Origin of the sequence: Streptomyces sp. H39-S7, from assembly GCF_027158205.1 — a bacterium.
Taxonomy (GTDB): domain Bacteria; phylum Actinomycetota; class Actinomycetes; order Streptomycetales; family Streptomycetaceae; genus Actinacidiphila.
The window spans coordinates 1-11,798 of the sequence record NZ_JAPVLU010000029.1 but is presented as its reverse complement, the minus strand read 5'-3'; the positions used below and the strand labels follow the sequence as shown (position 1 = coordinate 11,798).

Annotated in this window: 11 protein-coding genes; 9 read left to right on the top strand and 2 right to left on the bottom strand. The window is 71.8% G+C overall.

Going from position 1 to position 11,798, the window contains the following annotated elements:
- Window positions 1–41 precede the first annotated feature (41 nt).
- On the bottom strand, window positions 42–503 hold the full coding sequence (locus O3X23_RS26110) for a metallopeptidase family protein (RefSeq protein ID WP_269273996.1): 462 nt from the start codon (window positions 501–503) through the stop codon (window positions 42–44).
- Window positions 504–921: 418 nt separating this feature from the next.
- Here O3X23_RS26110 and O3X23_RS26105 point away from each other — a divergent pair, with 418 nt between their 5' ends.
- The 8 genes from O3X23_RS26105 (at window position 922) to O3X23_RS26070 (ending at window position 9,146) form a co-directional block, all read left to right on the top strand.
- Window positions 922–1,341, top strand: coding sequence for a DUF3499 domain-containing protein (locus O3X23_RS26105; RefSeq protein ID WP_269273995.1), 420 nt, complete (start codon window positions 922–924; stop codon window positions 1,339–1,341).
- 82 nt (window positions 1,342–1,423) lie between these two features.
- On the top strand, window positions 1,424–2,782 hold the full coding sequence (locus O3X23_RS26100) for a phosphomannomutase/phosphoglucomutase (RefSeq protein WP_269273994.1): 1,359 nt from the start codon (window positions 1,424–1,426) through the stop codon (window positions 2,780–2,782).
- A gap of 121 nt (window positions 2,783–2,903) precedes the next feature.
- Entirely contained in the window at window positions 2,904–3,083 is a 180-nt protein-coding gene (locus O3X23_RS26095; protein WP_269273993.1) for a Trm112 family protein, read from the top strand.
- 96 nt (window positions 3,084–3,179) lie between these two features.
- On the top strand, window positions 3,180–4,316 hold the full coding sequence (locus O3X23_RS26090; protein ID WP_269274074.1) for an SIS domain-containing protein: 1,137 nt from the start codon (window positions 3,180–3,182) through the stop codon (window positions 4,314–4,316).
- Between the two features lie 4 nt (window positions 4,317–4,320).
- Complete coding sequence (gene manA / locus O3X23_RS26085) at window positions 4,321–5,541, top strand: mannose-6-phosphate isomerase, class I (RefSeq protein ID WP_269273992.1); 1,221 nt, start codon at window positions 4,321–4,323, stop codon at window positions 5,539–5,541.
- A gap of 84 nt (window positions 5,542–5,625) precedes the next feature.
- Entirely contained in the window at window positions 5,626–6,597 is a 972-nt protein-coding gene (locus O3X23_RS26080) for a cation diffusion facilitator family transporter (protein ID WP_269273991.1), read from the top strand.
- Between the two features lie 392 nt (window positions 6,598–6,989).
- A complete protein-coding gene (gene ahcY / locus O3X23_RS26075) occupies window positions 6,990–8,441 on the top strand; it encodes an adenosylhomocysteinase (protein WP_269273990.1) in 1,452 nt (483 codons plus the stop codon).
- Window positions 8,442–8,531: 90 nt separating this feature from the next.
- Window positions 8,532–9,146, top strand: coding sequence for a hypothetical protein (locus tag O3X23_RS26070; protein WP_269273989.1), 615 nt, complete (start codon window positions 8,532–8,534; stop codon window positions 9,144–9,146).
- A gap of 30 nt (window positions 9,147–9,176) precedes the next feature.
- Here O3X23_RS26070 and O3X23_RS26065 read toward each other — a convergent pair whose 3' ends face one another.
- On the bottom strand, window positions 9,177–10,133 hold the full coding sequence (locus O3X23_RS26065) for an RDD family protein (protein ID WP_269273988.1): 957 nt from the start codon (window positions 10,131–10,133) through the stop codon (window positions 9,177–9,179).
- 185 nt (window positions 10,134–10,318) lie between these two features.
- On the opposite strand from O3X23_RS26065, the gene O3X23_RS26060 reads away from it, so the two are divergent.
- Window positions 10,319–11,326, top strand: coding sequence for a stage II sporulation protein M (locus O3X23_RS26060; RefSeq protein WP_269273987.1), 1,008 nt, complete (start codon window positions 10,319–10,321; stop codon window positions 11,324–11,326).
- Window positions 11,327–11,798 lie beyond the last annotated feature (472 nt).

Below are 11,798 nucleotides of genomic sequence, written 5' to 3'. Positions count from 1 at the left end.
GCCCGGAACCGTTCCTGTCCGGACCCATTCCCTGCTCGGGCCTATTCCTGCCCGTACTTGGGGTCGACGTTCTCCGGGGAGAGCCCCAGCAGCTCGGCCACCTGCTCGACGACGACCTCGTGCACGAGCATCGCCCGCTCGTCGTGGCTCTTGGCCCGGATCTCCACCGGGCGTCGGTAGACCACGATGCGGTTGGGGGCGTCCTTGCGGCCGCTGATCAGCCGGCCGAGCGGCACACTGCCGTCGGCGGAGTCGTCCTCCGTCGCCGGCTGCCCCGCGTCGGAGACGAGCGGCACCTCCTGCACGGCGAACTCGACGTCGGCCAGTTGCGGCCAGCGCCGCTCCAGCCGGTCGGCGGCGTCCCGTACGAGATCGTCGAAGGCGTCGGCGCGGGTGAGCGCGAGCGGCACCTGCGGAGGCGCGATGGGTCCGCGCATCCCGCGGCCATGGCGGTCGCGACGACGCGGACGAGGGTCTGAAGAGGGAGGTACGGGGCTGTCCATCGCCTTTGAGCCTAGTCCTCCCGGGGCCCCGGTACACCGCGGACGCCGGGTGGCGCGCCATCCGCCGGGGCTGTCGTGGGGCGCCGCGTGACACGCGGTCCGCGCGAGTCCCGCGGCTTGAGCCGGAGCCGAGCCGGAGCCGAGCCGGAGTCGGGGCAGCACCGATCAGGCACCGGGCACGAGCCGAGCCGGCACCGATCCGGAATCGAGGCGGTACCGAGCGGGAGTCGAGCGATCGGCGGGCCGAGGCCGAGCCCGAGCCGATGCCAAGCCGACGCCGCGTCAGGATCCTGCCAAGTCCGCTCCCGGCCCCGCCCGCCGCGCGAAACCGCCCCGCAGGAGCCTCCTCGCAGGTCAGCCCGTGATCGCGGTTTCCCGGCGTTCCCGGCGAACCGGGACGACACGACAGGGTGAGGTCGTGGAGAGTCGTCGCGGCCCGCTCAAGAGTGCGGTAGCGTCCAACGTCGTGAGCCCTGTACGTCGCTGTTCGCGGACCGCTTGCGGCCGACCCGCCGTCGCGACGCTGACGTACGTCTACGCGGACTCGACCGCCGTACTCGGCCCGCTCGCGACCTACGCCGAGCCGCACTGCTACGACCTCTGCCACGAGCACTCCGAACGCCTCACCGCCCCGCGCGGCTGGGACGTCGTCCGGCTCGCCGTGGACAGCGGTCCCGTCGTCCCCAGCGGTGACGACCTCGAAGCGCTCGCCAACGCGGTGCGCGAGGCCGCCCGACCGCCGGAGCGCCCCGCGAACGTCTCCCGCGGCCGGGAGGTGGACCCAATGGAGGTCGCCCGCAGAGGCCACCTGAGGGTGCTGCGCTCGCCCGAGCCCTGACCGGACCGATCACCCCGCCGGGGTAGGTTGAGCGGGAGTTTTCCGCGCGCCACTGTCCGGCGCTGTCCAACAGGGGTGTGCTGTGTCCGACTTGTCGCAGATCGTCAAGGCCTACGACATCCGCGGCGTGGTCCCCGACCAGTGGGACGAGTCGATCGCCGAGCTGTTCGGCGCGGCCTTCGTCACCGTCACCGCGGCCGACGCGATCGTCGTCGGCCACGACATGCGCCCCTCCTCGCCCGGACTGTCCCGCGCCTTCGCACGCGGGGCGGCCGCGCGCGGCGCGTCCGTCACCGAGATCGGCCTGTGCTCGACGGACGAGCTGTACTTCGCCAGCGGGCAACTGGACCTGCCCGGCGCGATGTTCACCGCCAGCCACAACCCCGCGCAGTACAACGGCATCAAGATGTGCCACAAGGGCGCGGCCCCCGTGGGCCAGGACACCGGCCTGGCCGACATCCGGGCGCTGGCCCAGCAGTGGAGCGAGCAGGGCGCGCCGGAGCCCGCCGCCACCGCCGGAGTGATCACCCAGAGGGACGTGCTGGCCGACTACGCCGGCTACCTGCGGGGCCTGGTCGACCTCGGCGGCATCCGCCGCCTGAAGGTCGTGGTGGACGCGGGCAACGGGATGGGCGGCCACACCGTCCCCACCGTCTTCGAGGGGCTGCCGCTGGAACTGGTACCGCTCTACTTCGAGCTGGACGGCACGTTCCCCAACCACGAGGCCAACCCGCTCGACCCGAAGAACCTGGTCGACCTGCAGGCGAAGGTCCTGGAGACCGGTGCCGACCTGGGGCTGGCCTTCGACGGCGACGCCGACCGCTGCTTCGCGGTCGACGAGCGCGGCGAGCCGGTGTCGCCCTCGGCGATCACCGCCCTGGTCGCCGCCCGTGAGCTGGCCAAGCACCCCGGCGGCACGATCATCCACAACCTGATCACGTCCTGGTCGGTGCCGGAGGTCGTCGCGGAGCACGGCGGCAAGGCGGTGCGCACCCGCGTCGGCCACTCCTTCATCAAGCAGGAGATGGCCCGCACCGGCGCGATCTTCGGCGGCGAGCACTCCGCGCACTACTACTTCCGCGAGTTCTGGAACGCTGACACCGGCATGCTCGCCGCCCTGCACGTGCTGGCCGCACTCGGCGCCCAGGACGGCACCCTGTCCGAGCTGGTCGCCGAGTACGACCGCTACGCCGCCTCCGGCGAGATCAACAGCACCGTCGCCGACCAGGCGGGCCGGGTGGCCGCGATCCGCGCCGCGTACGAGAGCCGGCCGGGCGTCGAACTCGACGAACTCGACGGCCTCACGGTCACCACGGCCGACTGGTGGTTCAACGTCCGCGCCTCCAACACCGAGCCCCTGCTCCGCCTCAACGTGGAGGCCCGCGACGCGGCCACCGTCACCCGCGTCCGCGACGAGGCCCTCGCCGTCATCCGGGCCTGACGCGGCCCCGACCTCACGGGTCAGTACAGCTAGGCTGATCACGCCGTATGCCGCCACCTCGGCACCAGACGCGGCTGTCGAGAACCACCGTCCGAACCACACCGTCCGAAGGACTCACCCCATGTCGCTCGTCGAAGCCAGCCTCCTGGAGATCCTCGCCTGCCCGGCGTGCCACGCCCCGCTCCGCGAGGACACCGAAGCGAACGAACTCGTGTGCACCTCGGACAGCTGCGGCCTCGCCTACCCGGTACGCGACGACATCCCCGTCCTGCTCATCGACGAGGCCCGCCGCCCCGCCTGACCGGTCGGCACGGCCTGAGCGGGCCCCCGGGACGGGGACCCGTGACCTCCCGGGCAGGACGTGCCCGGGGTGACGGACCAGGACCCGGAGGTCCCGATGCTCGACGAGTCGCTGCTTGACGACCCCCACGCCCTCGCCCGTGCCGACACCCGGGGGCTGCTGCTCGGCGCGGCCGCCGCGGGCGCCCGCGTGCGGACCGCGGCGCGGCTCACGCAGGAGGCGGGCGTCCAGGACCTGCGCCCCGACGGCCGGCCGCGCACCGTGCTCGTCGCCGGCGCCGGGCCCGAGGCCGCCACCGTGGCCGACGTGCTCGGCGCGCTCGGTGCGGGCAGCTGCCCCGTCATACCGCTGCGGGCGGCCGGACCGACCCCGTACGAACCGCGGTGGACGCTCCCCGGCTGGACCGGTCCGCTCGACCTGGTGCTGCTCACCACCGCGAGCGGCCGGGAGGCCGGCCTCGTCGACCTCGTCGAGCAGGCCTACCGGCGTGGCTGCACCGTCGCCGCCGTGGCCCCCGCGAAGTCGCCCCTCGCCGAGGCGCTGGAACAGGCGCGCGGCATGACGATCCCGTACGCCGGGCCCGCGTCCCCGCTTCCCGTGGGACCGTCGGGCGCTCCCGCCGAGGACCTGGGCGCGCTGTGGGCGCTGCTCACCCCGCTGCTCACGCTCGCCGACCGCATCGGGCTGTTCGCCGCCCCGCCGACCGAGGTGCAGGCTGTCGCCGACCGGCTCGACGAGGTCGCCGCGCGCTGCGGACCGGCCATCGCGACGTACAACAACCCCGCCAAGACGCTGGCCACCGAACTGGCCGACGCCCTGCCGCTGCTGTGGAGCACCGGGCCGACCGTGGCCCCGGCCGCCCGCCGCTTCGCGGCCGTGCTCGCCACCAGGACCGGCCGCCCCGCCCTCGCCGCCGAGCTGCCCGAAGCGCTCGCGACCCACGGTCCCCTGCTCGGCGGGACCCTCTCGTCCGGCGACGACCCCGACGATTTCTTCCGGGACCGCGTCGAGGGCCCGCAGGCGCTGCGGCTGCGCGTCGTCCTGCTGCGGGAGGCCGCCGGCCGGCAGGCCGTGTCCGCGCCCGCCGCCCGTGAGCTGGCCTACGCGCACGACACACCACTCAGTGAGATCGCCGCGGCCGACGGCGGCGTCCTGGAGACCACCGCCGAGCTGCTCGCCCTGACGGACTTCGCCTCGGTCTACCTCGCCGTGGCCTCTGCCGAAAGATCATGACGCCATGGACCGCCTGACCAACACCGTGCGTCCCTACGCCTGGGGCTCTACCACCGCCATCCCCGAACTGCTCGGCACCGCCCCCACCGGCGAGCCGCAGGCCGAACTGTGGATGGGCGCGCACCCGGGAGCGCCCTCCCGGATCGACCGGGGCGCGGGGCCCGTCCCGCTCAACGAGGCGATCGACGCCGATCCGGCCGCGGAACTCGGCGAACCGGCCGTACGGCGCTTCGGCCCCCGGCTGCCGTTCCTGTTCAAGATCCTCGCGGCCGGCGCCCCCCTGTCGGTCCAGGTCCACCCCGACCTCGCACAGGCCCGTGCGGGTTTCGCGGACGAGGAGGTGCGCGGCATCCCCGTCGACGCCCCGCACCGCAACTACAAGGACGCGAACCACAAGCCCGAGGCCCTCGTCGCGCTCACCCCCTTCGACGGGCTGTGCGGCTTCCGGCACCCCTCCGAGGCCGCCGACCTCCTTGAAGCCCTCGGCGTGGACTCGCTCAAGCCGTACGTCGACATCCTGCGCGCCCAGCCAGAGACCGGCGCGCTGCGCGAGGTCCTCGCCGCCGTGCTGACCGCCGACCGCGACGCGATGGCGCAGACGGTCGAGGAGGCGGCCCGGTCCGCCGCCCGGCTCGCCGGACAGGACGGACCGCACGCGGCGGACTTCGCCGCCTACGCCGCGACGGCCCACAGCTTCCCCGGCGACCCGGGCGTCATCGCGGCCATGCTCCTCAACCCCGTGACGCTGCAGCCCGGCGAAGCCCTCGACCTCGGCGCCGGCGTACCGCACGCCTACCTCGACGGCCTCGGCGTCGAGATCATGGCCAACTCCGACAACGTGCTCCGCTGCGGCCTCACCCCCAAGCACGTGGACGTGCCGGAACTGCTGCGCGTCGTCCGCTTCGAGGCCACCGACCCGGGCGTGCTGCGTCCCGAGGCGTCCTCGAACGGCGAAGAGGTCTACGAGACGCCCATCGACGAGTTCCGGCTCTCCCGCTACGTCCTCGCCCCCGGCGGCGAGGCCCGCACCCCCGACGCCCGCACCCCGCAGATCCTGCTCTGCACCGACGGCGCCGCACGGCTGCGCTCCGCGCGGGGCGAGCTGACGCTGGCCCCCGGCGAGTCCGCGTTCGTCCCGGCGGGCGAACAGGTCGAGCTGACGTCCGCGCAGGCGGGGGACGCTCCCCCGGGAGCCACCGTCTTCCGCGCCACAGTGGTGGCCTGACGCGCCGTCCGCGGGGCAGCCTGCAAGAATGACCGGCCAGTGGCCGGGGCCGGACCCGAGGACCGAAGGGACGAACAAACACCTATGAGCGCGTCAGGCGGAACCAAGGCGATCGTCGCCGCATTGAGCGCCAACCTCGCCATCGCCGTGGCGAAGTTCGTGGCATTCGCGTTCAGCGGATCGTCGTCCATGCTCGCCGAAGGCGTGCACTCCCTCGCCGACTCGGGCAACCAGGCGCTGCTCCTCGTCGGGGGCAGGAAGGCCAAGCGCGAGGCGAACGAGGAGCACCCTTTCGGCTACGGCCGCGAGCGCTACATCTACGCCTTCCTGGTGTCGATCGTGCTGTTCAGCGTGGGTGGCATGTTCGCGCTCTACGAGGGCTACGAGAAGATCAAGCACCCGCACGCGATCGAGCACTGGTACTGGCCGGTCGGCGTCCTGGTCTTCGCGATCATCGCGGAGAGCTTCTCCTTCCGCACCGCGATCAAGGAGTCCAACCAGACCCGTGGCGAGCACTCCTGGACGGACTTCATCCGCCGCGCCAAGGCCCCGGAGCTGCCCGTCGTCCTGCTGGAGGACTTCGGCGCGCTCGTCGGCCTCGTCCTCGCCCTGGGTGGTGTCGGCATCGCGCTGGCCACCGGCGACGGCGTCTGGGACGGCATCGGCACCCTCTGCATCGGCATCCTGCTCATCGTGATCGCCCTCGTGCTCGCCGCCGAGACCAAGTCGCTGCTCCTCGGTGAGGGCGCGACCGCCGAATCGGTGGCCATGATCCGTGAGGCCATCGTCGACGGGGACACCGTCACCGGCGTCATCCACATGCGCACCCTCCACCTGGGCCCGGAGGAACTGCTGGTCGCGGCGAAGATCGCCGTCCACCACGACGACACCGCCGCCGAGGTCGCCCGCGCGATCGACGCCGCCGAGTCCCGGATCCGGACGGCCGTGCCGATCGCCCGCGTCATCTACCTCGAGCCCGACATCTACAGCGACGCCGCCGCGGCGGCCGGTCCCGACCCGCTGCAGACCCCGGGCGGCGACCCGCACCCCCACTGAGGCGTTCCGGCAGGTCGGAGGGCCCGCGCACCGGTCGGTGCGCGGGCCCTTCCGCATCCGGGACGAAGATCCTCAAGGGGGCCGGCACCGCCACCGGCCCCGGAAGCGGCATCCCGGCGGCCCACTCCCCGTGACGGCCACCACTGGCCGAAACCCGTACGAGGTTGGGGGTCGCGGGGCCGTCCGGTGTAGGTTCGTCTGTAGCCAGACGTCGCTGCTGATGGCGGTCGGGCGGCACCGCGGAAGCGGTCGCCGCGCGAGGGAGAGAGGGCCTCCGACGGAATGCGCTGCTGCAAGGGGACGGGTGTGTCCGCTCTAGGGCGCTGTCTCGTCAGCCTGCGGCTGCGTCAATTCCCCGTCCACCTCGACGCATTACGCGAGGAGCAGCCCGTATGACCACCACCGCAACTGACTTCAAGGTCGCCGACATCTCCCTGGCCGCTTACGGCCGCAAGGAGATCACCCTGGCCGAGCACGAGATGCCCGGCCTGATGTCGATCCGTGCCGAGTACGCCGAGGCGCAGCCGCTGGCCGGCGCCCGCGTCACCGGCTCGCTGCACATGACGATCCAGACCGCCGTCCTCATCGAGACCCTGGTCGCGCTGGGCGCGGACGTCCGCTGGGCGTCCTGCAACATCTTCTCCACCCAGGACCACGCCGCCGCCGCCATCGCGGTCGGCCCGAACGGCACCCCCGAGAACCCGCAGGGCGTGCCGGTCTTCGCCTGGAAGGGCGAGAGCCTGGAAGAGTACTGGTGGTGCACGGAGCAGGCGCTGACCTGGCCGAACACCCCCACCGGCGGCCCGAACATGATCCTGGACGACGGCGGCGACGCCACGCTCCTCGTCCACAAGGGTGTCGAGTTCGAGAAGGCCGGCGCGGCTCCGGACCCGTCCACCGCGGACAGCGAGGAGTACGGCTACATCCTGCGCGTACTCAACCGCACCCTCTCCGAGAACCCGCAGAAGTGGACCCAGCTCTCGTCGGAGATCCGCGGCGTCACCGAGGAGACCACCACCGGTGTCCACCGCCTGTACGAGATGATGCAGGAAGGCTCGCTGCTCTTCCCGGCCATCAACGTCAATGACGCGGTCACCAAGTCGAAGTTCGACAACAAGTACGGCTGCCGCCACTCCCTGATCGACGGCATCAACCGCGCCACCGACGTCCTCATCGGCGGCAAGGTCGCCGTCGTCCTCGGCTACGGCGACGTCGGCAAGGGCTGTGCGGAGTCGCTGCGCGGCCAGGGCGCCCGTGTCGTCATCACCGAGATCGACCCGATCTGCGCACTGCAGGCGGCGATGGACGGCTACCAGGTCGCCACCCTCGACGACGTCGTCGGAATCGCCGACATCTTCATCACCACGACCGGCAACAAGGACATCATCATGGCCGCCGACATGGCCAAGATGAAGCACCAGGCCATCGTCGGCAACATCGGCCACTTCGACAACGAGATCGACATGGCCGGCCTGGCCAAGATCCCGGGCATCGTCAAGGACGAGGTCAAGCCCCAGGTCCACACCTGGAAGTTCACCGACGGCAAGGTCCTGATCGTCCTCTCCGAGGGCCGTCTGCTGAACCTCGGCAACGCGACCGGTCACCCCTCGTTCGTCATGTCCAACTCCTTCGCGGACCAGACCCTGGCCCAGATCGAGCTGTTCACCAAGCAGAGCGAGTACCCCACCGGCGTCTACGTGCTCCCGAAGCACCTGGACGAGAAGGTCGCCCGCCTGCACCTGGACGCCCTCGGCGTCCGGCTGACGACGCTCCGCCCGGAGCAGGCCGCCTACATCGGCGTCCCGGTCGAGGGCCCGTACAAGGCGGACCACTACCGCTACTGATCCACCGCGGACACCCGGACACACCGGATCCACTGAGCGTCGCCCCCGCCGTTCTCCTCGGCGGGGGCTTCGCCGTCCAAGGACCCCACCATGCCCAGAGGCCGTTACTCGTTCCACGACACACATGACCACACCCCCCTCGGCGCCGAGCACTTCCACTGCGCCACCGGCCCCTCCGGCTGGCGCTACGTCTCCCAGCTCACCGCCCCGTCGGGCGACCACTCCGGCTCCGTCGACCTCACCATCGACGACCTCGGCCGCCCGATCCGCCTCGAACTGAACGCGTCCAGCTGGCAGGTCCGCGGCGCGGCCATCGACGGCGTCACCTGGGTCCGCACCGACCCCGTGGGCGAGCAGGCGCAGGAGGGCAACGCCCCCGCCCACGCCTTCACCGGTACCTCGCCCGCCTTTCTGATCGCCACCGCACGACTGCTGCGACTCCAACCGGGCGCCCCCGCCACCCGCGTACGCCTCGTCGCCTTCGCACCCCCCGTGCTCGCGCCCCGCACCCTCGACCAGTCCTGGACCCTGCTCAACAGGACAACACACGACACCGACAGCGGTCCGCTGCCTGTGGACGAGTACCAGGTGACCGAGCTCGACACCGGCGAGCAGCACCAGGTCCACATCGCGGGCGACGTCGTCCTGTCCGCCCCGGGCATCGAACTCGAAGAGCTCGAATCGCCCCCGTCGACGTTCGCCTGACGCGGCGGTTCTCGTTCGGCCGGCCCGGAGCTATGCCGGGGGAGCGAAGCCGGTGCGCGGCGGTTCGGGGGCGGGCCGCACGGGCTGCACGGGCTGAACCGGCTGCACGGGCTGAACCGGCGGCGGCGTGTAGGTCGCCGGCGGTACCGGTGACGGCGCTGCGGGCACGGGTGCGAATGTGACGGGTGCCGGCATGACGGGTGGCTGTGCGCCCCCGAAGGGGCTGGCCGGCGGCCCTCCCGGGCCGAACAGCCGCCGGGCGTCCCGCGACTGCCGTTCGGCCACCACCGCGGCGAGGAACGCCGCCGGCGGGGTGCCCTGCGGCGGCCGCGCTCCCGTGCACGCGGCGACATCCGTCGCCAGCCGCTCCGCCATCGACCAGCCGACCTGCGGATCCAGCTGCCACATCCGGGAGAGGTACTGCCGCACGGCGAGCCACAGCCCTTCCGGCACGCCCGAGAGGTCCACGCCGGCGAGCTGCGCCGCGAGCCACGGCGGGGCGGGCGGCATCAGCTGCGTGTGCTGCCGAGGGACGCGTTCGCGTACGACGAGGGTTCCGCCGAAAACGTCCCCGAGCCGGCGACCGCGCGCCGACACCAGGGACGCGATGCACGCGATGACGCCCAGCGACAGCTGGATCTCGACGACGCCCACCGCACCGCGTACCAGCGCGTGCCGGAAGCGGATCGGCCCGCCGTCGTCGCGCACCACGCGCAGCCCGGAGGCCATCTTGCCCAGCGACCGCCCGCGGGTGAGGGTCTCGACGGCTATCGGTATGCCGACCAGGACGAGCAGCAGCGCGCCGACCGACACCGCCGCCACCGCGGCGTCGTCGAGCGACGAGGTCGCCGCGGCGAGGACGAGCATGATCCCGACGAAGCCCGTCCAGTAGACGACGAGGTCGATCATCGTCGCGAGCGCTCGGCTCGGCAGCTTGGCCGGGTCCATCCCCAGCGCCACCGCCTCGCCCGTCACCAGTCCACTCACGCGCGAACCCCTCTTTTCCCCCACGTACGCGCACGTACTCGCCGTCCGAACCCGTGCCCGAACCCCTGCCCGAACAGTCTGCCCGGTCTGCAAAGCTGGGGCCTCCCACAAACGTGGTCTCCCTACGGTCCGGGCGAACTGCCCGGCACCACCGTCCGGCCTTCTTCCGCCAGGAGCAGCAGCCCATGGACCTGGATGTCTTCGCCGCCGCCCACCGACACGAGTGGGACCGGCTCGAAGCGCTGCTGGGACGCCGTCGCCGGCTCACCGGCGAGGAGGCCGACGAGCTCGTCGGCCTGTACCAGCGCACGGCGACCCATCTGTCCCTTGTGCAGTCCAGTTCCCCCGACCCGGCGCTGGTCGGCCGGCTGACCACCCTGGTCGCCCGTGCCCGCAGCGCGGTCGCGGGTGCGCGAACGGCGAGCTGGCGTGATGTCGCCCGCTTCTTCACCAGGGCCTTCCCCGCGGCCGTCTACCGGTCACGGCACTGGTGGGTGCCCACAGCGCTGCTGTCGACGGCGGTCGCCGCCGCCGTCGGCTGGTGGATCGCCACCCATCCGGAAGTGCAGTCGGCCATCGGCGCCCCCGAGGACCTCCGCTCGATGACCCGGCCGGGCGGACAGTACGAGACGTACTACTCCAGCCATCCGGCGGCGTCCTTCGCCGCCCAGGTCTGGACGAACAACGCCCAGGCCGCGGCGGTGTGCCTGGTCTTCGGGGTGTTCCTCGGGCTGCCGGTTCTCTGGGTGCTGTGGCAGAACGTGCTCAACCTGGGCGTCGGCCTCGGCCTGATGGGGTCGGCGGGCCGCCTCGACACCTTCCTGGGCCTGATCCTCCCGCACGGCCTCCTGGAGCTCACCGCCGTCTTCATCGCCGCGGGCACCGGCCTGCGGCTGGGCTGGACGGTCATCGACCCAGGACCGCGCTCACGCAGAACGGCGCTGGCCGAAGAGGGGCGCGCCGCCATCGGCATGGCCATCGGTCTGGCCGCGGTCCTCTTCGTCTCCGGTGCCATCGAAGGCTTCGTCACGCCGTCGGGCCTTCCGACCTGGGCCCGCATCACCATCGGCATCGTCGCCGAACTGCTGTTCCTGGCCTACGTCTACGGCGTCGGCCGGCGCGCGGCCCTCAACGGTGAGACGGGCGACCTCGAGGCCGCGGACCGCAGCGCGACCCTCCCGACGGCCGCCTGAGCACCCCGGCCACCCGGATGTGCACTGGGCGTCCCCGACCTGTTAGTCTCCTCTTCGCCCCAGAAACCCGTTGACACGGGAGGACAGGGTAGGTAGATTCGAACGGTTGTCACGAACTAGACATGTTCGAGGCGGCTCGATGGAGTCTCCTTGCTTCTTCGTTCCTCGCGACGAAGACATCGCAAATCCAATCCGAGTGAAATTCTCCGATGGGATCCGCATGTCCTCGAAACGGGAGCGGGAAATCCGACGGAAAGCTTCTGCTAAAGTCGGGTGCAGCGGGAAAGCCGAAAGGCAGAAACGCTAAAGGAAGAACAGAAAGAGTCCCGCTGACTGGGAATCGGACGCGAAAGCGTCTGATAGAGTCGGAAACACGAAGGGAAGCCCGGAGGGCGCCGGAGACGGCACCAAAGGAAGCGTCCGTTCCTTGAGAACTCAACAGCGTGCCAAAAGTCAACGCCAGACTTAAAAC

Bases quoted from the DNA above. Each gene is read 5' to 3' on its own strand.
- O3X23_RS26110 (WP_269273996.1), bottom strand. From the start codon at position 503: ATGGACAGCCCCGTACCTCCCTCTTCAGACCCTCGTCCGCGTCGTCGC.
- O3X23_RS26095 (WP_269273993.1), top strand. From the start codon at position 2,904: ATGTCGCTCGTCGAAGCCAGCCTCCTGGAGATCCTCGCCTGCCCGGCG.
- O3X23_RS26090 (WP_269274074.1), top strand. From the start codon at position 3,180: ATGCTCGACGAGTCGCTGCTTGACGACCCCCACGCCCTCGCCCGTGCC.
- manA (WP_269273992.1), top strand. From the start codon at position 4,321: ATGGACCGCCTGACCAACACCGTGCGTCCCTACGCCTGGGGCTCTACC.
- O3X23_RS26080 (WP_269273991.1), top strand. From the start codon at position 5,626: ATGAGCGCGTCAGGCGGAACCAAGGCGATCGTCGCCGCATTGAGCGCC.
- ahcY (WP_269273990.1), top strand. From the start codon at position 6,990: ATGACCACCACCGCAACTGACTTCAAGGTCGCCGACATCTCCCTGGCC.
- O3X23_RS26070 (WP_269273989.1), top strand. From the start codon at position 8,532: ATGCCCAGAGGCCGTTACTCGTTCCACGACACACATGACCACACCCCC.
- O3X23_RS26060 (WP_269273987.1), top strand. From the start codon at position 10,319: ATGGACCTGGATGTCTTCGCCGCCGCCCACCGACACGAGTGGGACCGG.